Here is a 25,243-nt window from a genome sequence, read left to right on the forward strand (position 1 = left end):
GCTGCGGCCAAAGCGGCTGCCGATGCTGCGGCCAAAGCGGCTGCTGATGCTGCGGCCAAAGCGGCTGCTGACGCTGCGGCCAAGGAAACCTGTTCTGTGTCGTCTACTTCTGCGCTCTGTCAGGTCACGACGCCATCGACCACCTCGGAGCCCTCAAAGCCCGTGCAGCAGGCGACTGAGCAACTGGTTCGCAATACAAACAATTCGCTGGATCAAACGTTCAACGAAACGCCGCTTATCAGTGACAAATCCAGTGAAGCCGACAAGAAAGATGTTGCTCCGTCCACTCCCCTTGCATCCAGTGCCCAGAGTACAAAAGATGAAGTCGCGAAAAAAATGTACTGCAATTAAGTCACTTTTGTTGGCTACGCTTCTGGGCTCGGCGGCATGGGTTCAGGCCGCGCCTGGGGCCGGGGTCGTCAGTCACCTGAGTGGACCGCTGTTCGTGAGTAAAGCGGATGGCAGCATGCGGATTCTGAGTGCTCAGTCGATGGTCGAGGCGGGGGATACGGTTTCGACCCAAGGCAAGGGTTATGCGCAGATCCGCTTCAGCGACGACAGTCAGCTCACGTTGCAGCCTGATACCGTGGTGACGCTGAATACCTATGTCTACGACGCGTCGGTGCCCACGCAGGACCAACTACTGTTCACCCTGAAACAGGGCGGCATACGCTCGGACGTCGGCAAACTTGGGCAGCGCAGCCGTGATCGCGTGACCCTGGTGACCCCGGCTGCGAGCATTGCCCTGCAGTCGGCCAGTGTGGTGGTGCAGTATCGTCCGGAGCCCAAGGCGGTTGCCGGTATTGAGCGTCTTTCCCGCTATCTGGCGTTGACGGGTGCTGAATTCGAGGCCGCAGCCATCCAGAGTGAGACGTCCTATGGGGCGTTTGCGGCCGTCGTCGCCGCCCGCTATTCCTATCGGTTGGCCCGAGCAGTTGCCTGGCTGGATTCGAAGGTCGCAGGCAGTCTGTCGACTCTCGCGGCGGTCGTCCCGGCTTCTGGTCCGGGTCTGGCACCGGGTTTATATGTTCAGGTCATTGATGGCTTGATTAACCTCACCAATCGCGGCGGAACCACAAGTTTCGCGGCAGGGCAGTTTGGCTACACCCCCAGTTTCACGCAGCCTCCGGTCATCGTGCCTGCATCCCCAGCGTTAGTGTTTACGCCGCCCCCTGCGTTCTCTTCCTCATTGGCAGGTGCAGCCGCCTCAACAGGTTCAAGCGGCACTGTGGATTGTGAAGTGCGCTAGGTCTGACTTTAAGGTGGGTGAACCGGGTAGCTGACGACATCACCGGGTTCGCCTGGGGGATCCGGCGTTGGGCAGATAATGACTTCTGTAGCCAAGTCTCACCGCATCTGGCTCAATACCGGGCGTGGATCGTCGCTTTGCTGATCCCATTGCTTGTTACGCATCACCCACGGGGCGGGCGTTGGCGTCCGGCCTTGCAACTGCGCTGGACGGGTAACACCATGGGCTACAACTGGAACGGGTTGATCTTTTTCGAGCCGTCTCTGGATGGCACCCATACCTACCTGGAAACGCTGATCTGGGGTGCCAACTGGACCATCGCCACGACGCTGGGGGCTTTTACCATCACGTTGACGCTGGGCTCGATTGTCGGCGTAGCGCGTACTTCGCCGCTGACCTGGATACGTGCCAGCACAACCAACAGGCCTGGATTGACTTGCCTCTCAAGCAACGAGATCACCTGAGTCAGTGTCACGACCAAAATCCTTAAATCATTTGATTGTCTGTGCCACGGCCTGAATAGCCTGCCTTGGCCAGAAGAGGATAACGGGCGTGGGATCGCGCGCAAGCCAAGTGCTGAGTCACAAACTGGCGCGCTTCTAGGGAGGAGGGATGCCCATGCTTTCCGATGGCAATTTGAATTGAAGCGATGTTTATGGCCGTTATCCTAAAGAGGGTCATCGGGCTTCACCCGACGCCTTATAGGATCTACTGATGCCAATCCGTCATTCGCCCATACATTTTCCACATTCTCAACCAAGTCGTCCCTATACCACGAGATGCCGAGGTAGCATTCTGTAGTCATCAGCCAGAGAGTCGAAGATACTCTGGAGGTAACGGAATACCGCCATGGCGATGGACAGCCGCCGACAGGATGTTGGAATGGTATTAATGAACAAGTAACCGGCTCAAGCGGGTTTTTTTATGCCTGCTGTGACAGTCGCTCAACTGGTGAAGACGCTAAATTACGAACGGCTGGAATCGACCCAGGCTGTGTGAAAACACCTGCAATTGTCTAATCTTCTGATCGTCGAGATCGTAGCGGCGGCGATCATGAAGCGATTTATTGAAGGTGAGGCTCGGACGCAGGTCACGTTGCTGCCGGAGTGTCTGGGCGATTACGTAGCTGAAGAAAATCCAGTGCGCGTGGTCGATGTTTTCGTCGATGAACTCGACCTGGGCGCACTTGGTTTTGAGGGCGTCGATCCTGCTGCAACGGGTCGTCCGGCTTACCACCCAGCGGTGTTGCTGAAGATCTATATCTACGGCTACCTCAATCGGATTCAGTCCAGCCGCCGGCTTGAGCGTGAGGCCGAGCGCAACGTCGAGGTGATGTGGCTAACGGGGCGTTTGGCTCCGGACTTCAAAACCATTGCCGACTTTCGCAAAGACAACGGCAAAGCCATTCGCAGCGTATGCCGCCAGTTCGTAGTTCTTTGCCGCAACCTCAATCTCTTCTCTCAGTCGATCATCGCCATCGACGGCAGCAAATTCAAAGCCGTCAATAATCGCGACCGCAACTTCACTCAGGGCAACGTGAAGGCACGCATGCAGCAGATCGAGCAGAGCATTGATCGCTATCTGGCGGCGATGGATTCGGCGGATCGAGCAACGCCCGAAGTGGCCGAGGCCAAAGCAGAGCGGCTTAAAGAAAAGATAGAAACACTGAAAAAGCAGATGCAGAAACTCAAGGAAATCGAGGCACAGCTCCACGAAAGTCCAGACCAGCAGATTTCCCTAACAGACCCAGATGCTCGCTCAATGGCCACGAGCGGTCGAGGCACCGGAACGGTTGGCTACAACGTACAAACAGCTGTCGACGACAAACACCATTTAATCATTGCCCATGAGGTGACCAACGTTGGTAATGATCGTGGGCAACTGAGCAATATGGCGAACCAAGCGGTGGAAAAATCTGGCTTTTCCGTTACTACCGGGCAGGCAAGCAGAAGTGCATGTCCTTGGGTAGTTACCCGCAGATCAGTCTCAAAGAAGTGCGAACCCGTCGTGATGACGCGCGTGCCTTGGTTGCCCAATGCACCAATCCCTATGGGTATCGTAAACAGCAGCGTCGTTCTGTTCGTAATACGACAGAACATACCTTCGAGGCCATGTTCGATCAGTGGGTGGAGTTCCGCAGCCTGAGCCTTAAGGAAGGGCGTCAGAGCACACTCTCGCAAATCTTGAGAATCTTCAATAAAGACGTCTTGCCCACACTGGGTGGGCGGTCCATCTACGATATCGGTCGTCACGATCTGCTGGATTTGCTAAGCAGGATCGAACAACGCAAGGCATTAACGACAGCTGAAAAGTGCCGCACCTGGTTCAACCAGTTGTTCCGCTATGCGCTAGTGAAGATCGAGGGATTGGAACACAATCCGGCTTCAGACCTCGATGTTGTCGCACTCCCCAAACCTCCGGTGTCACACAATCCGTTTCTTCGTATGGACGAGCTGCCTGCGTTGATGACTGCTCTCCGAAACTATGGTGGAGCGCACCAAACACGCCTTGGCCTTCGATTGTTGTTGCTGACCGGTGTCCGCACGGGTGAGCTACGCTTGGCGACACTCAACCAGTTCGATCTGGAGCAGCGGTTATGGATCATACCGGCGGAGGTGGTGAAGCAACTCCAGTTAGCTATGCGGAAGCCAGGCAAGCAGGTCGCAAATATACCGCCCAACATTGTCCCGCTCTCGGTCCAGGCGCTTGAAGTAGTGCGTCACCTACTGGACCAGGTTCTTCCAGCGCAACATTATTTGTTCGCTCATTGAAGCGACCTGACCAAGCGCATAAGCGAGAGCACTCTGAATGGTGCGCTACGCCGGATGGAGTATGCTGACCAGCTCACAGGTCAGGTAGTGGGTCGCAATCTACCGCTGCTCTATCACTCTGATCCAAAGCGGGTTGGTACGGTTGTCACGGGCAACTCTATGCTCGACACCTAGCCAGCAAAAAGCAATGGTACGCAGCGGATCACCAATGGCTATGGAGTAGATATGCTGTCGGGTTTCGCAACGATGCTGAGCACCGGTTGGGTCGTTGTGGCTCAGCAACCACTGGAAAGGGCGGGCACTCCGCTGCGAAATCTAACGCTCAACGTAATAGGTCTCTCAGCGCCCTTTGTCCTGTTTGGCAGTCTGATGCTGTGGTGGCTGACGCTAACCATCAGGAAACTCTAGCGGCGCCAGTTCTGCTCATAACGCATGGGATGCACACAGAAGAACTGCACCACCGTAGCCAGCTCATCATATTGTCCTTTACGGCGCGCCGAGTTTTAAACCTCAGGCCATGCAATCGCTCAATTTTCAACGAGCCAAACGCCTAGGAAAATCCTGGACATAACGTTGAATGAGACCCGGTGTTACGAGAAACACAGTCACCGCTCACCGTGTGGATTTTGGCCTTGCTGTCATTGATGATCAGCTCGTGGCTCAGGATACCTTGGCGTCGATTCGGGTTCGCTGATCCATGCGTTGCAGAATCATGATGAATTGACCTTGGAGCGGGTACATTGCTGGACGCTGGACGCTGGACGCTGGACGCTGGACGCTGGACGCTCACGACACCTACCTCTATCAGGGCCAGACCTTTCCCGGCAGTCTCTTGCGCGAGCACGTCCGTGAGCAGATGTACGAAAGCCTGGCCGGGGAGCACGCGCCATATGACCTGAAATTTGTCACCTGCGGCGTGCTCTGTATCACCGCGAACATCGTCACAGCGGAGCTGGGGATTCGCGACCTCGACGCAATTACGACACCAGATATTCAGTATGTTCGCCAGGTTCTTCTATTGCTGGTGATGTATAACGGTATGCAACCCGGTGCGTTTGCATTGTCCGGCTGAGATTTGGTCGGCGCTTTGCCAGTGCGGGAGGAATACGACTTGTATTTGACGTCGACGGCGACACGCGATGGATTCATCTCGGTGCCTATGATCTGGTGAACCTCAGTCCTGAGTTACCGTTGTCGGCCGGGCAGATACCACGTCCGAAGACTTTGTACGGTAGCCTGCCGAGCCAATTAATGACGTGGCTGATTGCAATCATTAGATATATGGCCAACGCAATTGTGCCAATCCTCGCAATGAGTGGTACCAGGGCGGTTTGCGGCAGAGTGAGGTTGTCGGGCCAGCACGAAATAGGTTTGGATGGATATGCTCAGAAATAATAGAGCATTTGCACCGTCGCGGTAGCCTGCTTGCGGTCTCTGCCATTGCCAAAAGGGTTGTCATCATCGCTGCCGGTAAACCAGTCATATCGGATCTCAGGGCGTAACGATAGATTACGCGTTGCTTCATAGCGAAAGCCCAGGGTAAGCGCGTTAAATGCACCGTGAGCTGTAGACACCGGGAACAGTGCGAAGCCGTCGGGATCCGCGAAATGTTCTGCCCTCGCCGAGAAGAGAAGGTCCTTGCGATATTCATAACTCAGAGAACTGTTCACGCCCCACCAGTGAGCGCCTGAGAACCGCGGGCCTGTCACGATATCGACAGTATCAACTTTGCCGTCGCCACTTTGGCGTCCATAAACCGCCTCGGCGCCGATTGACCAATGCTGGTCAAGCGCGAACCAGCCATTCAATGAATGTTGCTGCTTGAGTTGGCCATTGGATGAAATCAAACGCGAAGTCGGTGCTTGAATATCATCGATGGATTTATTCTGCTCGTCACCAATTAGAAATTCATAATCGATCCAGCCTTGCATGTCGGCTCTACGCCAACGTATTGCGCCTAACAAGGATTTGCTATCGTTATTGTCTCTCAGATTATTCCAGCCCTGCACAATGCCTATCTCACCGCCGAGCAGACTTGATTGGGTACTCATCAGTCTTGTGCCCAATACGACACCGCTGACGGTCGCTGGCTCGGTTACAAATGCATACGTTTTGGTAGCAAAAGCGTTGCGCGCAATTCGGATGTTCGGTGGAATCTCGTAGCCCACTCCCGGTCCGAAGATCCCGGCCATGATGCTGATCCCAGTGCCAACAGGCAGATAGGCCGTGCCAAACAGGTCGGGAAACGCGTAGAAGTTTTGCCGGCTTCGCTGCGCTTTGGCCGAGTCAGACGCACCCGGCTCATTCACCCCCCAATGTTCATCCCAGCCGGTGGTTCGCGCAAATTGACCGTCGCGACCATAGAGCAACCCGAAAGTGAAACCGAATGACGCCTCGGTAGGCTGCGGACCCGGTAGTGGCGTTGCGCGCGGAACATAGCTGGTATTTAGAGGCTTTTCGATAAACAGGTTGAAAAAGGACAATTGAAAATTTTCGTCGGCGTATCCCGCCACGGGCAAGTTGCTCAGGCCGCCGTGGCGCTCACTACGGGTCGATGTATTGTTGCGTGATAACCCCGCATCAACGACGCCATAAATTCGGATGCCGGTATCTCTTTCCAATTCGGGTATCAGCCAGGTTGCCAGGTCACCTTCTCCCGGCTGGGAGGGAGACGCCGCGCACGGGGTGCACGAAAATATTGCGCACAGTAATGCGATAGGGATACGCATAGAGGTATTTACCTTATTGTTATTGTTTGTGGTGGGTATTACGTGCACGACCCGAAGATCGTCTAAAAGGCGGGAGGGTTACTCATGGCTTGGCCCTGTTGTTTTTATAGGGGAGTGCCCAGACGGTAAGTTCACTGCCCCCGCACGGCAAGAGCAATCTTGGCGAATAGATAATTCGCCGAAAACGAACAACTCGTCTACTTCGGCACCCGAGCGCTCGGTCGGTGCCGGACCGCTGTTCGCGTTTCGCAAACAGTCATTTCGCCCATAATGGCCTTGTTAGGGTAAGGGGGGGCACCTTAACGTTGAGTCAATCAAACACAAAAATAACAGGGCTAAGACGATGAGTACTCAACCTGCATTCAAAACAGTTTTCGGCTCGCTGGCGCACTACACCAAAGGCTCGATCGAGCTGGTGACCGGCAAAAAAAGCCACTATGCCTTCTCCAATATCTTCGAAGTCGCCGGGCAATCGGCACCCTACGAGAAAGTCGTCGTGGGTCTCAATCTCGGCTATGTGATCGAAACGCTGCGCGCTGAAGGTACTTCTCCCTGGTTCACCTGTGCCCACGACGAATTCGTCATCTCTGTCGACGGCAGCGTTCGCGTCGACTTCCTCAAGCTCGACGCCGCACCGGCGCAAGGCGAGGGCACCCAGTTTGCTGGCGAACTGCCGAAAGGTCGGCCAATGGGCTATGTGCTGCTCAAGCGCGGCCACCAGGCACTGCTGCCTGCCGGCTGCGCTTATCGCTTCGAAGCCAGCGCCCCCTGCGTGCTGCTGCTGCAAACCGTACAGGGCACCCTCAGCGTCGAGAAGTGGGCTGACATCTGCCTGAAATGATCCGTGTTCTGACCTCGACATCACTCCAAAAATAACAGGAGCCAATCATGGCTATGCTCGAAGCAGTTGAAACCGAGAACGCACTGTCGTTTGACAACCTGGTGGACGCCAGCGCTGCCCACCCTATCACCGGCTACAAGGCTTATACGCTGGGTGCGTTCAAACTCTCGCGCGACGAATACTTCGCCCGTATCGAATGGCCGGCCAAGGGTGAGCGCCGCTCGCACCTGATCCCGGCAGACGCTTTCCTGCGCGCCGTCATGCGTGACGTGGCGTGGGGCTTTTTCTACGGCTGGGTCAACTTCGACCACGTCTTTGGTACTCGAAACCTGTACGGCAAGGTCGATATGTATGCGGGCACCTTCAATGGTGTCTTAAAAGCCGCCGGTGTCGACTACACCGAGCAGTTCGAAACGCCGCAGATCATGGCTACCTTCAAGGCGATCCTGCGTGACTGGACCAACGCCGGCTTTGACCCGTTTGCCGCACCTTCCGAAACCGGTACGGCATTTGGCCGCAAGCACGGCGACAACATTGAGGCAATCGAGCGTTTCCGCGTTGCCACCCGCCGCATGCCAGGCCTGGAAGGGGATTCGCCATTGCGCGACGACTTGCCGGTCAACCGCCATTTTGCCGATGTTGCCCAGGACGAGCCCGAGGTACATGCCGCCGAGGGCTTCGAAGGGCAGCTACATGCCTTCAGCCTGTTCAAGTACTTGTCGCGCTCCGACGTCAGTTGGAACCCTTCGGTGACCTCGGTGTGCCGCACCAGTCTGTTTTGCCCGACCACCGAAGAGTTCGTCCTGCCGATTGTCCATGGCAATGACCGGATCGAGTGGTTCCTGCAGCTCAGCGACGAGATCGTCTGGGATATCGGCGACAAGGACGATGGCAATCCCCGTGCGCGGATCACCATGCGCGCCGGCGATATCTGCGCGATGCCCGCCGACATCCGCCACCAAGGCTACTCGACCAAACGCTCGATGCTGCTGGTCTGGGAAAACGCTACCCCCAACCTGCCTCAGCGTTACGAAAGCGGCGAACTCAAGCCATACCCCGTCGAGTTTTGATTATCGCAGCCCAGCGATTCAGGCTGGGCCCGCGTCCTTATACCAGTGCATTTCACAGTGCCTATCCAGGCACTGCAGGGAGTCTTTGCTCATGCAAAACCAATTGTTCATTGATGGCCAGTTCGTCTCCGCCCTTGAAGGCGGCGAGATCGATGTCGTCAACCCCGCCAACGGCGAGCTGATCACGCGCATTGCCGCGGCGCAGGCCGAGGACGTCGATCTCGCAGTCGCCGCGGCCAAGCGCGCATTCCCAGGCTGGGCGGCCACGCCGGGCGCTGAGCGGGGGCGGTTGCTGATGAAGCTGGCCGACCGCATCGAGGCCTGCAGCGAGGAGCTGGCGCGCCTGGAGTCGCTGGATACTGGCCATCCCCTTCGGGATTCACGGATCCTCGACGTACCGCGCACGGCCGCCTGTTTCCGCTATTTCGGCGGTATCGCCGACAAGATAGAGGGCAAGGTGATTCCGGTCGACGCTGGCTTTCTCAACTACGTGCAGCGCAAGCCAATCGGCGTCGTGGGTCAGATCGTGCCGTGGAATTTTCCGCTGATGTTCACCAGTTGGAAGATGGGCCCGGCGCTGGCTGCAGGTAATACCGTGGTGCTCAAGCCGTCAGAGCTGACGCCGCTGTCTACGCTGCGCATCGCTGAGCTGATGAAAGAAGTGGGCTTTCCGGACGGCGTGGTCAACATCGTCCCAGGCTACGGCCATACCGCTGGGCAACGCCTGGCCGAACACCCTGATGTGGGCAAGATCGCCTTCACCGGTTCTACCGCCACCGGGCGGCGTATCGTCGAAGCCTCCCAGGGCAACCTCAAACGCGTGCAGCTGGAGCTGGGCGGCAAGGGGGCCAACATCGTTTTCGAAGACGCCAACCTCGACGCCGCCGTCAACGGCGCCGCCTGGGCGATCTTCCACAATCAGGGCCAGGCCTGCATCGCCGGCTCGCGGTTGCTGCTGCAAGACAGCATCGCCGATGAGTTTCTCGAGCGATTCATCACTCTGGCCCGTTCGATTCGCCTCGGCGATCCCCAGGACCCGAATACCGAAATGGGTCCACTGACCTCGGCGTTGCACCGCGACCGGGTGCTGTCGTTCGTCGACATCGCCCGCCAGCAGGGCGGCCGCGTCCTCACCGGTGGCAAGGCGCCGAGCGATCCTGCGCTGGTCTCGGGGTTTTATGTCGAGCCGACCATCGTTGAAGCCAAACCCGGTGATCGTGTCGCCCAGGAAGAGGTGTTCGGCCCGTTCGTGACGGTGCTGCGCTTTTCCACTGAAGAAGAGGCGCTGGAGATTGCCAACGGCACTGATTACGGCTTGGGCAGTGGCCTGTGGACCCGCGACCTGCAGCGCGCCCATCGGGTGGCGGAAAAGATCAACGTCGGCATGTGCTGGATCAACTGCTACAAGCGTGTCAGCCCCGGCAGCCCGTTCGGCGGTCTGGGTCAATCCGGTTACGGCCGGGAGATGGGTTTCGACGCCATCCACGACTACACCGAAGCTCGCTCGGTATGGGTCAACGTCGACGCCAAGATCCTTCCCCACTACCCGCGCTGAGGTGACCCCATGAACGCATTCATCTATCAAGGCACGCCGACCCGAGTGATTTTCGGCGCCGGCAAACTGGCCAGCCTCAGCGACGAAATCCAGCGCCTGGGCGCCCGTCGCGCGCTGATCCTGACCACCCCGGAGCAACAGGAACTGGGCGAGCAGGTCGCGCGGTTACTGGGTGATCGCAGCGCCGGCGTCTATCCACAGGCGGTGATGCACGTGCCACTGGAAACCGCGCAAACGGCTCGCGAGGAGGCCGTGCGCCGCGAAGCGGATTGCTGCGTGGCCGTCGGTGGTGGTTCGACCATCGGCCTGGGTAAAGCCATCGCCATGGACAGCGGCTTGCCGATCCTGGCGGTGCCGACCACGTACGCCGGATCGGAGATGACCCCGATCTACGGCTTGACCGAAAACCGTTTGAAGAAAACCGGTCGCGATCCACGGGTCCTGCCTAAGACCGTGATCTATGACCCGGAGCTGACGCTGACCCTGCCGGTGGGTATGTCGGCCTGCTCGGGCATGAACGCCATGGCCCATGCGATCGAAGCCCTGTACGCCGAAGACGCCAACCCGGTGATCTCGTTGATGGCCGAAGAGTCGATCCGGGCGTTGGCGCAGGCACTGCCGAAAATCGTCGACGACCCGCAAAACGTCGAGGCTCGTGGTCAGGCGCTGCAAGGCGCATGGCTGGCAGGCATCTGCCTGGGTTCGGTGGGTATGGCGATCCACCACAAGCTGTGTCACACCCTCGGCGGTACCTTCAACCTGCCGCACGCCCAAGCCCACGCCATCGTCCTGCCCCACGCGGCGCACTACAACCGCCGCGCGGCGGCCGAGCCGTTGCGCCGCGCTGCACGAGCATTGGGCGGCGAGCAAGCCGATGAAGTCGGGCCGCTGCTGTACGAATTGAACCGCCGCCTTGGCATTCCCTTGGCGTTGGCCGAGTTCGGCTTTCCCGAGCATGGTCCAGCCGAAGCGGCGAGCATTGCTTGTGCCAGCCCGTACTACAACCCGCGGCCGTTCGAACAGGATGCCATTGAGGCACTGCTGACCCGCGCGCTGAAGGGGCAAGCACCTGCCTGAAGGTGTTGCCGCTGTCCGTCGATTGCCACACGAGAATAACAATATGAATAACCTCGACTTGTCTTCCGAGCGCGAGATTACCGCCCGCGCCATCAACAGCTTTGCGCACACACCCGATGCACGCCTGCGCTTTTTGCTGCAGACACTGGTGGGGCATCTTCACCAGTTTGCCATCGAAGTCGAGCTCAGCGAGGCCGAGTGGTTGCAGGCAATCCAGTTCCTCACGGCCACCGGGCAGAAGTGTGACGACGTGGTGCGTCAGGAATTTATCCTGCTCTCGGATGTGCTGGGGCTGTCCATGCTGGTCGACGCCATCGAGCACCGCAGTGGCGTCGAAGCGACGCAGAGCACAGTGTTTGGACCGTTCTACATCGCTGGCATGCCCGGACGGGAATACGGCGAAAACATGGCGCTGATTCCCGGCAGCGCCTCGTTGATCACCGGTTATGTGCGTGACGCCGCTGGCAACCCTTTGCCGGGAGCCATCCTGGATGTCTGGCAGACCGCCGAAAACGGGCAGTACTCGGGTCAGGACGTCGCGCAGCCGCACGGCAACCTGCGCGGTCGTTACCGCACGGATGAACAGGGCCGCTATGCGATTCGCAGTGTGGTGCCGGTGAGTTATCCGATCCCCACCGACGGCCCGGTTGGCGATCTGCTGCAGGCCAGCGGCCGCCATCCGTGGCGCCCGGCGCACTTGCATTTCATGCTCGATGCGCCGGGTCATCGACGCCTGGTGACCCATCTGTTCAACGACGACGATCCCTATATTGATTCTGACGCGGTCTTTGGGGTCAAGGATTCGCTGCGCGTCGTGTACGAACCGCGGTTCGCCAGCGACCCCTTGGCCGAGCAATTCGATATCGGCACGGACTTCCACATCGCGACGTTCGACTTCGTCCTGGAGGCCACGGCATGAACCAGTTCTTTGCCATCTTCGCCACCGACAAGCCGGACCACGAGCCATTGCGCAGGGAGATTCGCCCCAGGCATCGCGAATACCTGCGTGAGCCCCACCCCCATCGCGTGGTGGTGCGCCTTGGCGGGCCAACGTTGAGCAACTGCGAAGGCGTCATGAATGGCACCCTGCTGGTGGTGGAGGCCGGCAGCTTGAGCGAGGCCGAAGCTTTTTTTGCCGACGATCCCTATGCCCAGGCCGGACTGTTCGAGCGCGTCGAGATACGGCCCTGGAGCTGGGGACTGGGTAATCCCCAGATGGGAGCATGAGCCGTGGCGAATATTAGGCTGTGCGCCCTCGATCAGGTACCCGATGGCGGAGCACTCGGGCTCGAAGCGACTCTGCAAGGGCAAACCACTGCCTTGATTGCGGTACGGCGGGGCGCACAGGTGTGGGTCTACCGCAACCGCTGCCCGCATTTTTCCATCCCCTTGGACTATCAACCGGGGTCGTTCAGCACCTACCAGACGCGACTGCTGATGTGCGCGCACCACGGGGCGATGTTTCGTTTCGAAGATGGCCACTGCATCGATGGCCCGTGCGAAGGCGCGCATCTGGACAGCGTCCCGGTGTACCAGCAGGACGGCTTGCTGTGGTTGGCCGGGGTTCAGAACGCACCCACGAATGTGCACCCATGACAGGAGAGCAACGCTATGACGCTTGATGTCGAGTCTGCCCGATTGCTTGAGCAATTGGCCGAGAGCGGCCTGAAACCGTTTCATTTGATGAACCCCTACGAGGCTCGAGAAGTCATGGCGAGTCTGCGCCCGGAGGCCGTGGGGCCGACCATGCACAGCGTCGAGGAGGTGCAATTGGATGGGGCGCGCCTGCGTGTATTGAAGCCCAGCGCCTCGGTACGCGGCGCCATCCTCTACCTGCATGGCGGGGGCTGGGTCGTGGGTGGGCTCGACGACTTCGACCATTTCGCTCGTCAGTTGGCGCACCGTACCGACTGCACCGTGGTCCTGGTCGATTACCGGCTGGCCCCAGAGTTTCCTTTTCCGACCGCCCTGGATGACGTCGAGCGCGCCGCACAATGGCTAGTGGTTCATCGCGAGCAACTCGCCGGCTCGGCCAACGGCACACTGATCGTCGCGGGCGACAGTGCTGGCGGCAACCTGGCGGCCGTGTTCGCCCAGCGTGCTGCCCAGCGAGGCCAGTTGCACTGGGCCTTGCAGGTGTTGATCTATCCGGCGACCCAGGCTGATCTCGATGGGCCAGGTTATCTCGACCCGCAACGGCAACTGCTGCTGACCCGTGAGGACATGCGTTGGTTCTGGGATCACTACCTGCCGAATGCCAACGAGCGCCAGCAGGTTTCGGCGTCACCGCTGGCGGCAAAGGACCTGCGTGGCGTGCCACCGGCGGTGGTGCTGACCGCGGAGTTCGATGTGCTGCGTGACGAAGGTCAGGCATACGCCGACCGTCTGGTTCAAGCCGGCATCACCGTGCTCGAGCGCTGTTTCAGCGGGCAGATGCACGGCTTCGTGACCATGCCGTTCCTGAGTGCAAGTACCGAAGCGCTGGATTGGCTGAGTGACCAGATCGAACCCTGGTTGCAGACCGTTTAAGCCTTGTACGACCGATCGTCAATACCCCCGACAACAAGAATAAGAGGTTTACCCATGAGCACCTATAACACCACTGTGGCTTCCCTTGAGTGTGATGATGAAACCCTGCGTGGGCACCTGCAGGGGGCCGATATTCCGACCTTGCTGATGACCGTCGCGCACCTGACTGGCGAACTCGATGTGCTCAAGCCGGACTGGAAGCCTGTCGTTGCCATGGGCGTGGCGGGAAGCGGGATGAGCGCCGAGGTCGAAGCCGATGTGCGAGAATTCTGCTTGCACAGACTATTGGCCTTTCGTGACAGTCGGCTGCCCGTGCCCGCGCGGCCGACTAGCGACCAACTGCACGCGATCGGGACCTGGCTGATGGGTCCTGACATCGAGCCCTATCTGCCCCTGATCGCCGAGGAACTGGTGACGGCCGAAGAAGACCCTCGCGCCCCTCGCTGGCATAAAGAGCATGTGGCCGCCGGCCGTGACTTCAAGGTGGTGATCATCGGCGCGGGCGAGAGCGGCATGATCGCGGCGTTGCGCTTTAAGCAGGCCGGTGTGCCTTTTGTTGTCTATGAGAAAGGCTGCGATGTCGGCGGTACCTGGCGCGAAAATACCTACCCGGGTTGCCGCATCGACATAAACAGTTTCTTCTACAGCTTCTCCTTTGCCCGCAGCACCTGGGACGACTGTTTCGCCCCTGGCCCACAGGTATTCAGCTACATGCAGGCGGTGGCGCGGGAGAAAGGCCTGTACGAGCATATCCAGTTCAATACCGAAGTCACCGACGCCCATTGGGACGAAGACAGCCAGCGCTGGCAACTGCTCTGCCGCGACAGTGCCGGGCAAACCCGCGTCGACAGCAACGTGGTGGTGTTCGCCGTCGGGCAACTTAATCGGCCGATGATCCCGGCCATTCCTGGCAAAGAGACGTTCCAAGGTCCGGCATTCCACTCCGCGCAGTGGGACCACAATGTCGACTGGAGCGGTAAGCGCGTTGCCGTGATCGGCACGGGTGCGAGTGCTGCCCAGTTCATCCCGCAATTGGCCAAGACCGCCGCCGATCTCAAGGTCTTTGCGCGCACCACCAACTGGCTGCTACCCACGCCCGATCTGCACGAGAAAATCTCCGACAGCTGTAAATGGTTGCTCGCCAACCTGCCCAACTACAGCCTGTGGTACCGGGCGGCTATGGTGATGCCGCAGAGCGTCGGCTTTCTTGAGGATGTCGTTGTCGATGTCAACTACCCACCGACAGAAGTCGCGGTATCGGCGCGCAACGATCAATTGCGCCGGGACATCAGTGCCTGGATGGAGCCGCAGTTCGCTGACCGGCCGGACCTGCGTGATGTGCTGATTCCGGATTCTCCTGTCGGCGGCAAGCGCATCATCCGTGACAACGGCACCTGGATCTCGACGCTCAAGCGTGACAACGTCAGCATGATTCGCCAGCCTATCGAGGCGATCACGCCCAAGGGCATCTGCTGTGTCGACGGCACTGAACACGAGTTCGATCTGATCGTCTACGGCACCGGCTTTCATGCCTCCAAGTTTCTTATGCCGATCAACATCACCGGGCGCGACGGCCTGGCGTTGCACGAGGTCTGGAAGGATGACGACGCTCGCGCCTACATGGGTATGACCGTGCCGGGCTTCCCCAACATGTTCTGCATGTACGGCCCCAACACCGGGCTGGTGGTGTACAGCACCATCATCCAGTTCTCCGAGTTCACCGCGACCTACATCGTCGATGCCGTGCGGTTGTTGCTGGAAGGAGGACACCAGAGCATGGAGATCAAGCCGCAGGTGTTCGAGAGCTACAACCAGCGGGTCGATCAGGCCAATGGCTTGCGTGCCTGGGGCTTCTCCAGGGTCAACAGCTGGTACAAGAACAGCAAAGGGCGGGTTACCCAGAACTTCCCTTTCAACGCAGTCGAGTTCTGGCGCCGGACCCACGAGGTAGAAGCAACCGATTACCGCCTTTCCTGATCGTCTCGCTGGTGGGATGCCAGGCACAGCCGTACTATGCAACGGCAGGCTGTGCCTGATTCATCCAACATGTGCGCCAGCCAATAACTACAAGAAGAGGGGAGGTCATGGATCGTCTACTCATTACGGAAGCGTTCGTGCGTGTGGCGCAGACTGGCAGTTTCGCCAAGGCAGCAGAGCAGTTGGGCGTGACCCGTTCAGTGATTACCCATCGTGTGCAACAGCTTGAGACGTTCATCAATTCGCCGCTTTTTCATCGCAGCACCCGCCACGTCCGCCTCTCGGATATCGGTGAAGCCTATTTTCAGGAATGCGCCGACATGGTCGCCGGCTTTCACGGCCTGACCGAAAAAATGCGCAATCAACGTTCCAACCTTACGGGTCAGTTGCGCGTCCAGGTGCTGCAAGGATTCGCGATCGATCACTTGGGCCCGATGCTGGCGGAGTTTACTGCCATGTATCCCGAGATCGAGTTCGATGTGGTGGTCAACGACCGGGTGGTCGATCCGATCGAAGAGGGATTCGACATTGCCTTCCAGATGTTCCCGCCGCTGGCCGAGCGTCTGGTGGTGCGCAAGCTGTTCAACGTGCATCGGCTGTTCTGTGCGTCTCCCGCGTATTTGCGCGAGCATGATGCTCCCGAGCATCCCCAGCAACTCAAGAATCACCGCATCGCCCTTTACGGAGGCTACCCGTCACGTAATCGTTGGCAGTTCACTCGGGGAGAGGAGTGTGTCGATCTGACTTTGCATGGTCAGGTGCGCTCCAGTTCCGTCCATCTGTTGCGTGATTACGCCCTGAGCGGGGCTGGCATCACCTGCTTGCCGACCCTCATTGCCAGCAACGAGCTACTCACCGGGCGACTGGTGCCGATTCTTGTCGACTATCGCTTGTCATCCTTCGATTTTGCTGCCGTGTATCCCGAAACCCAACGTCGGGCCCTCAAGGTGCGGACATTGATCGACTTTCTGATCGCGCGCATCGGCGATGCGCCGGAGTGGGATCAGGCATTGCTGGATCGCGGGATCCTGAGCCACTGACAGCGGAGGATGGTTCGCTGCCCTGGCGATAAAAATGGAGTGTTGGCTTGGCTGCGACCGGAGCCGGCGTAGCCGTGTTCCGTGGGCAGCCTTGCATCAGTTAGTGAAGCTTTAGACGAGTTTTGGTACTGCTGCCTATACGATCACCCAGCACGCGCAAGCCCGTGCGAACCAACCCGAACAGAGCGACCTGATGCATCCGGTACAGCGAGACGTAAAAGCACTTGGCTAGCCATCCTTCCACCTTGACGCTGCCCATCACGGACCCCATCAAATTACCCACAGCGGTGAAATGGGACAGTGATATGAGTGATCCATAATCTTTATATCTATACGTAAGAGGTGTGCTGCCCTTGATTTGAGCAGCAAAGCTTTTGACCAGAAGCGACGCTTGTTGGTGTGCTGACTGTGCTCGTGGTGGAACATTGCCCAATCCCTCTCCCAGCGAGCATGCTGCACAGTCACCTATTGCGTAGATGCGCTCATCAAATGTTGTCTGGAGCGTGGGTCGAACCACTAGCTGATTGATCCGATTCGCTTCCAGACCACCCAGATCTTTGAGGAACGCCGGCGCGCAGATGCCGGCAGCCCATACTTTTAGCGTGGCAGGGATGAGGGTGCCGTCGTGGGTCTTGAACCCTTCTGCAGTCACCTCTTTGACAGCGGAGCTTGTGAGAACATCGACATTGAGCTTGGCAAGTGCCTTCTGCACCGCACCGCCAATTCGGTCCGGCAGTGCCGGAAGAACCTTGGGGCCTGCTTCCAGGATGGTGATATGCATGTCCTCGGGCTTGATGCAGTGCAGCCCATACGCCGATAACTCCAAAGCCGAGTTTCGCAGCTCTGCGGCCAGCTCGACACCTGTCGCTCCAGCCCCCACGATCCCGACCGTAATTTTTTGGTTCGCGCCGGTGTAGGCGTTCGCATGCGCTCCTAGGTAATGATTGAGCAATTGACGGTGAAAGCGCTCCGCCTGTTCGGTAGTGTCGAGAAACAGGCAGTGCTCTTGCGCGCCTTGTGTACCGAAATCGTTGGTTTTGCTGCCTATCGCGATGACCAGGTAGTCGTAAGACAAGCTTCGCTGCGCGATGACAACTTCTGAGCTTTCGTCGAGCAAAGGCGCCAGGTGAATCAGCCGTTGTTTCCGGTCGATTGCACACAGCCGACCCACTTGAAATTCGAAATCGTTCCACTTTGCCTGGGCCACATAATTGACCTCGTTTTCCGAGGTGCTCATGGAACCTGCGGCGACCTCGTGCAGCAGTGGCTTCCAGATGTGTGTCGCATTGGCATCAACCAGCGTGATCCGTGCTGTGCCCTTGCGTCCCAGGCGCTGCCCTAAACCCGTAGCGAGCTCGAGGCCGCCGGCCCCCCCTCCCACAACAACAATGTTGACTGGCATGCGTTCAATCTCCTGCCTAAAAAAACCGGTGACGGCAACAGCAGAGCCAGGCTCGACACCATTGCTGGCGAGAAAAATTAATCGGTGCACTCATGCCCATGCGGCCAGACACGGGCAGATTTTAGCCTGCAAAGCATGTTTCGCATTATGGTACAGTGGACTGCATTGTGATACAAATGTCTTTCGGCGGTGAGACTGTGACGCCGAAATGGGGATCGGAAACCCCCACGATGTGAAGAGCGCATCTCCACTGAATCGCTAACGAATGAGAGGTTGAACGAACATGAACGATGAGCTGCTTGATTTTACTGATCAGGTCATCTTGATCACGGGTGGGAGTACTGGTATCGGCCGTGCTACAGCATTGGCGTTCGCCAAACGGGGCGCGAAAGTGGTTGTTGGCGATGTTAGCGAGGAAGGTCAAAAGACTATTGAGTTGATCAAGGCCGCTGGCGGTGAGGGGTTGTACGTCAAGACCAACGTCGCCGATGCCGCCCAAGTCCGAGCGCTTGTGGACACCACAGTGAAGACCTATGGCGGTTTGCACTGTGCGTTCAATAATGCCGGGATCTTGCCGCCGACATTGCCCTTGGCAGAACAGGATGAGGAAATGTACGACCGCGTGATGGCTGTAGACGTCAAGGGCGTGTTCCTGTGCCTGAAATATCAGATCGGGCATATGTTGAAGGCGGGCGCCGGCGTAATCGTCAATACCGCATCGGTCGCTGGCGTTATTGCCGATCCTGGAATGGCGCCTTATGTCGCGGCGAAACACGCCGTTATCGGTCTGACCAAAGCTGCAGCGGTCGACTACGCCAAGTCAGGGATTCGGGTCAACGCACTGGCTCCCGGCTTGGTCGAGACGCCCATGACCCAACGCTGGTTAGCTGACCCCGATATGCGCGACGCGGTGTTAGCCGGGCCGCTGATGGGACGTCCTGGCAAGCCGGAAGAACTGGCGAACACCGTTCTTTACTTGTGCTCTCCGATGGCCTCCTTTGCCACAGGCCAGGTATTCATCATCGATGGCGGCCAGACCAGTCACTGATAGATCACCACTTGCCGTCTGACTGGCTGCCATTGCGCTGAAGGCATCTTTCAGCGCTGCCCCAGGATCGACTCGATCGTTCTGATTGCAGGCGCTAGCTTACGAGCGATGTCGTGCGCTTTGGCAGTCGGTTCCATACCGCTACTCATTCGCTCGAACAACGGATCGCCAAAACGCGCACGCAACCGCGCCAGCGAGCCACTCACCGCCGGCTGGCCGACGCCAAGCTTGAGCGCCGCGCGCGAGACATTTCGTTCATCGTAAATAACCATAAAGACGACCATCAGATTGAGGTCGATCTCGGCAAAAATCCGGAGATTGATTTTCATGGGCGTCAGCGTGGGCATAGTTTGGGCCATCGGGTATCTGCCGAATCTATCGGTCAATCGGTCGAGCAAGATGAGGCATTGAGACTGGCCTGGCATTCTTTAAGCGCCAGGATGATCGGCTCACGCTGATCGCGAATTCGCCACGACGGGCCGACCACGGTTATGGAATAAAAGCCCTGGGTGGTCTCGACGCCTATTGCGATTGAGCCGATCCCCTGACGATGCTCCTCGTGATCGAAGGCAATCCCTTGCTGACGTATATGGCGCAGGTCATCGAGCAGCGCCGGCAAGCTCAATGTATCCGAGGTGAGTGGCTCCGTTACGCCACCCAGCAGGCTGGTCACCTGCTCGTCGCTCATCTTGGACAGGCAAATCTTTCCGGCGGCAGTGCCGTACACACAGAGAAAACTGCCAACCATGGGAGCTACCCGTAACTCCTGACTGGAGACCACGGCGTGCAACATGATCAACTCGATGCCGCTGGAATAAACCAGTGCTGAAGTTTCGCCGGTGTGTTGCGCCAGTCGTTCCAAAGGCGCCCGGGCGCTGTAGGTCACGTCGAAGTGGCTGTGGGAAGCCAGACGCATCAATGCAGAGCCCAGACGAACACCGTTCTTGCCGATATCCAACAGTTGTTCGACGGCCAACGCGTCGACCAGCCGTTGCACGGTCGAACGGGGCAGATTACTGCGGGTGGCGATAACGCCAAGGCTCAATCCTTGAGGCTCACTCTCGAGACAACGCAGGATTCGAGCGGCCCTGGAGACAACCTGGATGCTGTTTCTTTCAACCAATTCAATTCCCATATCACTTCTCGTCATTACAGGGCATCACTCGCACACTATGTGAGTCACTCGGCCAATGCCGATGCGGCCACCGTTAACCAATGCCACCCTGTCTCGAAAACCTAGGTATCCCGCCGTCATATCAACTCCTCATTCGGTTATTCGAGATGGGTATCGGAATGTCTGGCACTGGCAAGTTGCGTATCGTCCCAACCGCCGCCCAGGGCGCGGTACAGCTGGACCTGACTTTGAAGCTGCAACAAGCGGTTGGAAGCGAGTTCTTCGCGCGCCGCAAACAGATTGCGCTGGGCGTCCAGGACGGGCAGAAAATTATCGACGCCGTGCTGAAAGCGATTGAGCGCTAGATCGAGGTAGGCGCTGTTGTCTTGCACCAGGTCGCGATGGGCCTGCAGTTGCTCATCGTAGATACCCGCGGAAGCCAAGCCGTCGGCAACTTCACTGAACGCGGTCTGGATACTTTTTTCATAGGCGGCCACACGGATGTCTTTCTGGATTTCGGCGTAGTTGAGGTTCGCCTTCAGCCGCCCACCATTGAATATCGGAATATTGATCTGGGGGGCGAAGGTCCACTGGCCTTGGCCGCCGGCGAACAGATGCGACAGCTGTGCACTGGCCACGCCAGCATTCGCCGTCAAAGTGATGGAGGGGTAGAACGCTGCCCGCGCTGCACCGATGTTGGCATTTGCGGCAATTAAGTCGCGTTCCGCTGCTCTGACATCAGGCCGTTGCCGCAGTATGTCCGCAGGCAAACCGGCCGGAATGGATGCGATCATCCGCTGCGTCCAATCGCCATTGTCAGGCAGATTGGCGGGTATGTGGGTGCCGATCAACAGCGCCAGGGCGTTCATGTCATGGGCGACCCGGCGAGTGTAGGACAGGGTCTTGGTGCGTGCGGTGTCTACAAGAGTGCGTGCCTGACGCACGCTCAGGTCAGAGGTCGTGCCGGCAGAGCGGGCAGACTGCATCACGTTGAGCCCCTGGATGTAGGTGTCCATCGTCGATTGCGCGATCTGCAGCAACTGCTGGTCTGTCCGCCAGGTCAGGTAAGCGCTGGCGACACTGGCCACCAGGCCAACCTGAACGCTGTGCTGGGCTTCTTCGGTCGACAGGTAAGTCTGCAGGGCGCTTTCGTCCAGGCTCTGGATACGTCCGAACACGTCCAGCTCATAGGACGCAACGCCGACATTGAGCTCGTAGTCGCCATAGGTCCCGTTTTTCCCGGAAATTGCCCGATCTGCCGGAAGGTGTTGTCTGCTGCCTGAGCCATTGACGTCAACGGTTGGCGACAACTCGGAGCGCTGGATGCGATACAGCGCTCGGTAAGCATCGACATTCAAGGCCGCCTGGCGCAGGTCCCGGTTGTTAGTCAAGGCCAACCCGATCAACTGGCGCATGGCCGGGTCGCAAAAGAATTGCTGCCAATGCAAGTCAGCGATGGATTTGGCGCTGTTGGCCGCACCTACTGATGAGGCTTTATAACCCGGGCCTTGAGGCCAGCTCTGATCCACCGGCGCTTCGGGCCGGTGGTAAGCGGGGATCAAGCTGCAACCTTGCAGGCTGGCGCCCAGCAAAATCGCAACAATCAGTGCTTTCAACTTCATGGTTCGTACCTGATCTTTTTAAGGTTGTGGACTGCCAGCTTGTATGCGGGGGACTTGATCTGTACCGTAATGCGAGAAAGTGTACCATAATGCGGCCCACGTGCAATGCTCGGCTTTTGCGATGCCGAGGTGTGTGGCGGGCTGAATGACATCCACCGGTGGCGGTAGCCGCCCACAGGATCAGGTAACGATTGTCATGGCCAGAAAAACGGTTGAAGAGTCAGAACAGACGCGTATCAGGTTGATGGAGGCGGGTGCACGGATGTTCGCCGAGTACGGTTACGCCTATTCGACGCTTGATGACATCGCTAAATGTGCAGGTCTTAGTCGAGGTGCGGTTTATTGGCATTTCAAGGGAAAGGGGGATCTGCTGCTGTCAATCATGAACACCTCGGTATTGCCCCTGGAGGGGTCCTTCGTAAACGCGGATGATCCGACGCCAGGTTTCGAGCATTTCGCTCGCGCACTGAATGACACGCTCAACGTCCAACATCACCGAGACTTCTGCACCATCCTGTTGAAGGACGGCGAAATCGGCGCACCGGAGTGCCCGGTGGTGCTCCGTTGGCGCGTGGCGCAGCATAACCTGCGGACCCAACTGACATTGCTCTTGACCGCTTTGGGCGGAATGTCGACGCAGCGCACAACGGTCCAGTTAAATGCGATGACTCAGCTGATGGCGATGTCCATAACCGGGCTGGTCATCGAGTCATTACACAGTCCCGATTCCACCGAGACATTGACGGGGCCGTTCGTTCATACGTTGCAGAAACTGGTCAGTGGCGGCGCCGTCCTTGCCTGACAGACCGAAATCGGCAGCGATAAATTTGCGAGCTGTCGCCGTTAGGGATGTAATGCTTTTTTTTCTGGAGTGATCCAATGTCTGATTCAAGCGACCCGGTCGAGAGTAAGCAACCCAGCATCCAGGTCATCGCCCGAGCCGCCGCCATTTTGCGTGCGCTTGGGAACAACTCTGGTGGGCTGAGTCTTTCGGCGATCGCCAACATCGTCAAATTGCCGCGCTCCACGGTGCACCGCATCATCGTTGCGTTAGAGGAAGAGCACCTGGTCGAGTCGATCGGCCCATCCGGTGGTTTTCGCCTGGGCCATGCATTCGGGCAGCTTATTCACCAGACTCAGGCCGACATCATCTCCAGTGTCCGGGAATTTCTGAACTCCTTGTCGGCGCAGGTTCGCGAGTCGGTGTGCCTGGCGACGCTGGCGGGCGCCAAGGTCAACGTCGTGGATTGCATCATTGTCGAGCGCGAATTGCGGGTTGTCTTCTCGGTGGGCATCGAGGCTCCCGCCTATGCCACCGCAGCAGGAAAAATAATGCTGGCTGCGTTTTCCGACGATGCATTGCAAGCCATTCTTCCAAAGAAGCTTCAGGAGTTGACCGAGCACACACTGACCCGTGCCCAGCTCATTGCCCAACTGCAAGACGTTCGTCAGTCTGCCGTCGCGGTGGATGATCAGGAACACATCGAAGGCGTCTGCACCTTTGCCGTGGCACTGGAGACTTACCTCGGAAATTACTCCATCAGCATCATCGCCCCAAGCATCCGGGCCGGGCGTAATGGTGATACGTACAAAGCGGCGCTGATGGACTGCAAGCGCGAGATTGAGAAGAAGATCGGTCGCATGTCCAAGGGCGCTGTGGCAAGTCGCTAAATTCTGTTCGGCGGAGCGGCGCTAGCAGTTTTACTGCTTGTTGCGGCTCTTCCGATGTTGGCATTCCCCCTGATCTGAACCCCTGAACCCCTGATGCGTCGGCCCTGACTGGGCCGATCGCAGCATTTACTGTGCCTGCGTTTTGTTGATCCATGCGAGAACCGGACAGAACGCAAAAATTAGAAAGATGCTGAGTTGTCTCGTATGGCGGGATGCTGTATCGTAATACGAGATTGCTCGTGATCATCCCTTTGCTGGCTCATTAGCCCCTGTTGTCCGCCCTTGGCCCATCCTCTTTAGGAAAGGGGGGCGTCGGATGATCGAGTTTTGCGTATTCAGCCTTTAACCAGAGGATCGCCTGTTATGCCGCTGCACGAAGTGAGTTTTCAGGGATTGCTGGTCAGCCCGATATTCATGATGGTGCTGATTGCCGCCGCCGTGACTGTTGTGACCAGCCGAATTGTGGATCGGATCATTCCCTATTCAATGCAACGCAATGAAAGTTTGCTGGGCATGCTGCTGTTCATGTTGATCCTCGCGGGGCTGGTACGAATTACTTTCTGAGAGACGAAAAATGAAAAGAGTCGCAAATATGGCCATGACGGCGGTGCTGATTGGCGCCATTGTCGTAGTTCTGGTTTACATCTGGGATAGCTACATGTACACGCCCTGGACGCGCGACGGCAGGGTCCGGGCCGATGTCGTTAATATCGCTCCCGATGTATCGGGTTGGATTGATGAGTTGCATGCGCAGAACTCCCGTGAAGTTAAAACGGGCGATGTCCTGTTCACTGTGGATCACGCACGCTATCAAGTCGCCGTCGATCTGGCGCAGGCACAATCGGACAGTGCCAAGGTGAGCTGGGATCGGGCGACCAACGTCTATAAACGCCGGACACAAATGAGTGCCGATGCCGTGAGTCGTGAAGAGGTCGATACATCGCGCCTGGACATGATGGAAAAGCAAGCCAGCTACAAACAATCAGTCGCCGTCCTGAACAGCGCGAAGATTGACTTGGCGCGAACCACTTATACCTCGCCAGCCTCCGGCAAGATCATCAACCTTGAACTGGAAAAAGGCGACTACGTTAATCGTGGCGTGAATCGCCTGGCCTTGGTCAAAGACGACAGTTACTACGTTACCGGCTATTTCGAAGAGACCAAAATCCCCGGTATCAAGATCGGCGACAAGGTCGAAATATGGCTGATGGCCGGGACCTTGAAGCTCGAAGGTCATGTGGAATCGATCGACAGCGGTATCTCCAACAGTAACAGCACGCCGGGCAATCAGATGCTTCCAAGTGTCGAGGCGACCTTCGCCTGGGTGCGCCTGGCCCAGCGAATTCCCGTCAACATCAAAATCGATCAGGTACCTGAAGGTGTCAATTTGAGCTCTGGCATGTCGGCCACGCTGAAAGTCGTTGTGCCAGTTGGTGATCAGCGTGACCAGCGATCGGTTCTTCATGCTTTCAGCGAAAACGTAAAATCGTTGTTCTAGGCTCCGGCGCGATTTTCTCCAGATAGCAAGTGCAGCACATTCGTGCAAAG

23 protein-coding genes and 5 pseudogenes are annotated in these 25,243 nt (G+C 58.0%); 21 read left to right on the forward strand and 7 right to left on the reverse strand.

Annotated features, from left to right (window positions below):
- The 5 genes and pseudogenes from AFK24_RS31270 to AFK24_RS26135 all read left to right on the forward strand — a co-directional run.
- On the forward strand, positions 1–351 hold a 351-nt coding region (locus AFK24_RS31270), incomplete at its 5' end, for a hypothetical protein (protein ID WP_205884882.1).
- Positions 352–466: 115 nt separating this feature from the next.
- A complete protein-coding gene (locus AFK24_RS31275; protein ID WP_170826399.1) occupies positions 467–1,249 on the forward strand; it encodes a FecR domain-containing protein in 783 nt (260 codons plus the stop codon).
- Between the two features lie 137 nt (positions 1,250–1,386).
- Positions 1,387–1,713: a hypothetical protein gene (locus AFK24_RS31715; RefSeq protein WP_240500460.1), complete on the forward strand. Its 327-nt coding sequence runs from the start codon at positions 1,387–1,389 to the stop codon at positions 1,711–1,713.
- Between the two features lie 589 nt (positions 1,714–2,302).
- Positions 2,303–3,199 (forward strand): annotated as a pseudogene (locus AFK24_RS26130) (IS1182 family transposase); the annotation flags it as partial.
- Positions 3,151–4,101: pseudogene (locus AFK24_RS26135) on the forward strand (tyrosine-type recombinase/integrase); the annotation flags it as partial. The pseudogenes AFK24_RS26130 and AFK24_RS26135, both read left to right, overlap by 49 nt.
- 323 nt (positions 4,102–4,424) lie before the next feature.
- Here AFK24_RS26135 and AFK24_RS31720 read toward each other — a convergent pair.
- A pseudogene (locus AFK24_RS31720) lies at positions 4,425–4,567 on the reverse strand (IS3-like element ISPsy28 family transposase); the annotation flags it as partial.
- A 5-nt stretch (positions 4,568–4,572) separates the two neighbouring features.
- A pseudogene (locus AFK24_RS31725) lies at positions 4,573–4,696 on the reverse strand (conjugal transfer nickase/helicase domain-containing protein); the annotation flags it as partial.
- On the opposite strand from AFK24_RS31725, the pseudogene AFK24_RS30280 reads away from it, so the two are divergent.
- Positions 4,693–5,271, forward strand: a pseudogene (locus AFK24_RS30280) (maltose alpha-D-glucosyltransferase); the annotation flags it as partial. The pseudogenes AFK24_RS31725 and AFK24_RS30280 overlap by 4 nt on opposite strands.
- 134 nt (positions 5,272–5,405) lie before the next feature.
- Here the strand turns inward: AFK24_RS30280 and AFK24_RS26150 are convergent.
- Positions 5,406–6,749: an outer membrane beta-barrel protein gene (locus tag AFK24_RS26150; RefSeq protein WP_065836014.1), complete on the reverse strand. Its 1,344-nt coding sequence runs from the start codon at positions 6,747–6,749 to the stop codon at positions 5,406–5,408.
- A gap of 343 nt (positions 6,750–7,092) precedes the next feature.
- Here AFK24_RS26150 and AFK24_RS26155 point away from each other — a divergent pair, with 343 nt between their 5' ends.
- The 10 genes from AFK24_RS26155 (at position 7,093) to AFK24_RS26200 (ending at position 16,838) form a co-directional block, all read left to right on the forward strand.
- Positions 7,093–7,590 (forward strand): hydroxyquinol 1,2-dioxygenase, encoded by a 498-nt coding sequence (locus tag AFK24_RS26155; protein ID WP_065836015.1) that lies wholly within the window; start codon positions 7,093–7,095, stop codon positions 7,588–7,590.
- 47 nt (positions 7,591–7,637) lie between these two features.
- Positions 7,638–8,660, forward strand: coding sequence for a hydroxyquinol 1,2-dioxygenase (locus AFK24_RS26160; protein WP_065836016.1), 1,023 nt, complete (start codon positions 7,638–7,640; stop codon positions 8,658–8,660).
- Between the two features lie 91 nt (positions 8,661–8,751).
- On the forward strand, positions 8,752–10,215 hold the full coding sequence (locus AFK24_RS26165) for an aldehyde dehydrogenase family protein (protein ID WP_065836017.1): 1,464 nt from the start codon (positions 8,752–8,754) through the stop codon (positions 10,213–10,215).
- Between the two features lie 9 nt (positions 10,216–10,224).
- On the forward strand, positions 10,225–11,292 hold the full coding sequence (locus tag AFK24_RS26170) for a maleylacetate reductase (protein ID WP_065836018.1): 1,068 nt from the start codon (positions 10,225–10,227) through the stop codon (positions 11,290–11,292).
- A 43-nt stretch (positions 11,293–11,335) separates the two neighbouring features.
- Positions 11,336–12,211 (forward strand): dioxygenase, encoded by an 876-nt coding sequence (locus AFK24_RS26175; protein WP_065836019.1) that lies wholly within the window; start codon positions 11,336–11,338, stop codon positions 12,209–12,211.
- Complete coding sequence (locus tag AFK24_RS26180) at positions 12,208–12,519, forward strand: YciI family protein (RefSeq protein ID WP_065836020.1); 312 nt, start codon at positions 12,208–12,210, stop codon at positions 12,517–12,519. The genes AFK24_RS26175 and AFK24_RS26180 overlap by 4 nt, the downstream gene beginning before the upstream one ends.
- A gap of 3 nt (positions 12,520–12,522) precedes the next feature.
- Positions 12,523–12,888: a Rieske (2Fe-2S) protein gene (locus tag AFK24_RS26185; protein WP_048730260.1), complete on the forward strand. Its 366-nt coding sequence runs from the start codon at positions 12,523–12,525 to the stop codon at positions 12,886–12,888.
- A 15-nt stretch (positions 12,889–12,903) separates the two neighbouring features.
- Positions 12,904–13,821: an alpha/beta hydrolase gene (locus AFK24_RS26190; protein WP_065836021.1), complete on the forward strand. Its 918-nt coding sequence runs from the start codon at positions 12,904–12,906 to the stop codon at positions 13,819–13,821.
- A 54-nt stretch (positions 13,822–13,875) separates the two neighbouring features.
- Positions 13,876–15,798, forward strand: coding sequence for a flavin-containing monooxygenase (locus AFK24_RS26195; RefSeq protein WP_065836022.1), 1,923 nt, complete (start codon positions 13,876–13,878; stop codon positions 15,796–15,798).
- Positions 15,799–15,905: 107 nt separating this feature from the next.
- Entirely contained in the window at positions 15,906–16,838 is a 933-nt protein-coding gene (locus AFK24_RS26200) for a LysR family transcriptional regulator (RefSeq protein ID WP_065836023.1), read from the forward strand.
- Between the two features lie 100 nt (positions 16,839–16,938).
- Here AFK24_RS26200 and AFK24_RS26205 read toward each other — a convergent pair whose 3' ends face one another.
- Positions 16,939–18,240 carry an NAD(P)/FAD-dependent oxidoreductase gene (locus tag AFK24_RS26205; protein ID WP_065836024.1) on the reverse strand — a complete coding sequence of 434 codons (1,302 nt, stop codon included), beginning with the start codon at positions 18,238–18,240 and terminating at the stop codon, positions 16,939–16,941.
- Positions 18,241–18,523: 283 nt separating this feature from the next.
- Between AFK24_RS26205 and AFK24_RS26210 the strand changes: the two genes are divergently transcribed.
- On the forward strand, positions 18,524–19,288 hold the full coding sequence (locus tag AFK24_RS26210; protein WP_065836025.1) for a glucose 1-dehydrogenase: 765 nt from the start codon (positions 18,524–18,526) through the stop codon (positions 19,286–19,288).
- 50 nt (positions 19,289–19,338) lie between these two features.
- Here the strand turns inward: AFK24_RS26210 and AFK24_RS26215 are convergent, their stop codons facing one another.
- The 3 genes from AFK24_RS26215 to AFK24_RS26225 all read right to left on the reverse strand — a co-directional run bounded on the left by AFK24_RS26215 (position 19,339) and on the right by AFK24_RS26225 (position 22,024).
- Positions 19,339–19,617, reverse strand: a complete 279-nt coding sequence (locus AFK24_RS26215; RefSeq protein WP_065836048.1) for a LysR family transcriptional regulator — start codon at positions 19,615–19,617, stop codon at positions 19,339–19,341.
- 53 nt (positions 19,618–19,670) lie between these two features.
- Positions 19,671–20,438 carry an IclR family transcriptional regulator domain-containing protein gene (locus AFK24_RS26220; protein WP_080482323.1) on the reverse strand — a complete coding sequence of 256 codons (768 nt, stop codon included), beginning with the start codon at positions 20,436–20,438 and terminating at the stop codon, positions 19,671–19,673.
- A 122-nt stretch (positions 20,439–20,560) separates the two neighbouring features.
- Positions 20,561–22,024, reverse strand: a complete 1,464-nt coding sequence (locus tag AFK24_RS26225; protein WP_065836027.1) for an efflux transporter outer membrane subunit — start codon at positions 22,022–22,024, stop codon at positions 20,561–20,563.
- A 145-nt stretch (positions 22,025–22,169) separates the two neighbouring features.
- Between AFK24_RS26225 and AFK24_RS26230 the strand changes: the two genes are divergently transcribed.
- From AFK24_RS26230 to AFK24_RS26245, 4 genes are all read left to right on the forward strand, one after another.
- On the forward strand, positions 22,170–22,826 hold the full coding sequence (locus AFK24_RS26230; protein ID WP_080482324.1) for a TetR family transcriptional regulator: 657 nt from the start codon (positions 22,170–22,172) through the stop codon (positions 22,824–22,826).
- A gap of 77 nt (positions 22,827–22,903) precedes the next feature.
- Positions 22,904–23,695 carry an IclR family transcriptional regulator gene (locus AFK24_RS26235; RefSeq protein WP_065836029.1) on the forward strand — a complete coding sequence of 264 codons (792 nt, stop codon included), beginning with the start codon at positions 22,904–22,906 and terminating at the stop codon, positions 23,693–23,695.
- 363 nt (positions 23,696–24,058) lie between these two features.
- Entirely contained in the window at positions 24,059–24,259 is a 201-nt protein-coding gene (locus tag AFK24_RS26240) for a hypothetical protein (protein ID WP_048730272.1), read from the forward strand.
- Between the two features lie 10 nt (positions 24,260–24,269).
- Entirely contained in the window at positions 24,270–25,193 is a 924-nt protein-coding gene (locus AFK24_RS26245) for an efflux RND transporter periplasmic adaptor subunit (protein WP_205884883.1), read from the forward strand.
- Positions 25,194–25,243: the final 50 nt, after the last annotated feature.

This window comes from Pseudomonas syringae (genome assembly GCF_001698815.1).
GTDB classification, from domain to species: domain Bacteria; phylum Pseudomonadota; class Gammaproteobacteria; order Pseudomonadales; family Pseudomonadaceae; genus Aquipseudomonas; species Aquipseudomonas syringae_A.

What these genes read in the sequence shown, in the direction of transcription:
- AFK24_RS31275 (WP_170826399.1), top strand. Translation starts at nt 467, where the DNA reads ATGCGGATTCTGAGTGCTCAGTCGATGGTCGAGGCGGGGGATACGGTT.
- AFK24_RS26150 (WP_065836014.1), bottom strand. Translation starts at nt 6,749, where the DNA reads ATGCGTATCCCTATCGCATTACTGTGCGCAATATTTTCGTGCACCCCG.
- AFK24_RS26155 (WP_065836015.1), top strand. Translation starts at nt 7,093, where the DNA reads ATGAGTACTCAACCTGCATTCAAAACAGTTTTCGGCTCGCTGGCGCAC.
- AFK24_RS26160 (WP_065836016.1), top strand. Translation starts at nt 7,638, where the DNA reads ATGGCTATGCTCGAAGCAGTTGAAACCGAGAACGCACTGTCGTTTGAC.
- AFK24_RS26165 (WP_065836017.1), top strand. Translation starts at nt 8,752, where the DNA reads ATGCAAAACCAATTGTTCATTGATGGCCAGTTCGTCTCCGCCCTTGAA.
- AFK24_RS26170 (WP_065836018.1), top strand. Translation starts at nt 10,225, where the DNA reads ATGAACGCATTCATCTATCAAGGCACGCCGACCCGAGTGATTTTCGGC.
- AFK24_RS26175 (WP_065836019.1), top strand. Translation starts at nt 11,336, where the DNA reads ATGAATAACCTCGACTTGTCTTCCGAGCGCGAGATTACCGCCCGCGCC.
- AFK24_RS26180 (WP_065836020.1), top strand. Translation starts at nt 12,208, where the DNA reads ATGAACCAGTTCTTTGCCATCTTCGCCACCGACAAGCCGGACCACGAG.
- AFK24_RS26190 (WP_065836021.1), top strand. Translation starts at nt 12,904, where the DNA reads ATGACGCTTGATGTCGAGTCTGCCCGATTGCTTGAGCAATTGGCCGAG.
- AFK24_RS26195 (WP_065836022.1), top strand. Translation starts at nt 13,876, where the DNA reads ATGAGCACCTATAACACCACTGTGGCTTCCCTTGAGTGTGATGATGAA.
- AFK24_RS26200 (WP_065836023.1), top strand. Translation starts at nt 15,906, where the DNA reads ATGGATCGTCTACTCATTACGGAAGCGTTCGTGCGTGTGGCGCAGACT.
- AFK24_RS26205 (WP_065836024.1), bottom strand. Translation starts at nt 18,240, where the DNA reads ATGCCAGTCAACATTGTTGTTGTGGGAGGGGGGGCCGGCGGCCTCGAG.
- AFK24_RS26210 (WP_065836025.1), top strand. Translation starts at nt 18,524, where the DNA reads ATGAACGATGAGCTGCTTGATTTTACTGATCAGGTCATCTTGATCACG.
- AFK24_RS26215 (WP_065836048.1), bottom strand. Translation starts at nt 19,617, where the DNA reads ATGAAAATCAATCTCCGGATTTTTGCCGAGATCGACCTCAATCTGATG.
- AFK24_RS26220 (WP_080482323.1), bottom strand. Translation starts at nt 20,438, where the DNA reads ATGACGAGAAGTGATATGGGAATTGAATTGGTTGAAAGAAACAGCATC.
- AFK24_RS26225 (WP_065836027.1), bottom strand. Translation starts at nt 22,024, where the DNA reads ATGAAGTTGAAAGCACTGATTGTTGCGATTTTGCTGGGCGCCAGCCTG.
- AFK24_RS26230 (WP_080482324.1), top strand. Translation starts at nt 22,170, where the DNA reads ATGACATCCACCGGTGGCGGTAGCCGCCCACAGGATCAGGTAACGATT.
- AFK24_RS26235 (WP_065836029.1), top strand. Translation starts at nt 22,904, where the DNA reads ATGTCTGATTCAAGCGACCCGGTCGAGAGTAAGCAACCCAGCATCCAG.
- AFK24_RS26240 (WP_048730272.1), top strand. Translation starts at nt 24,059, where the DNA reads ATGCCGCTGCACGAAGTGAGTTTTCAGGGATTGCTGGTCAGCCCGATA.
- AFK24_RS26245 (WP_205884883.1), top strand. Translation starts at nt 24,270, where the DNA reads ATGAAAAGAGTCGCAAATATGGCCATGACGGCGGTGCTGATTGGCGCC.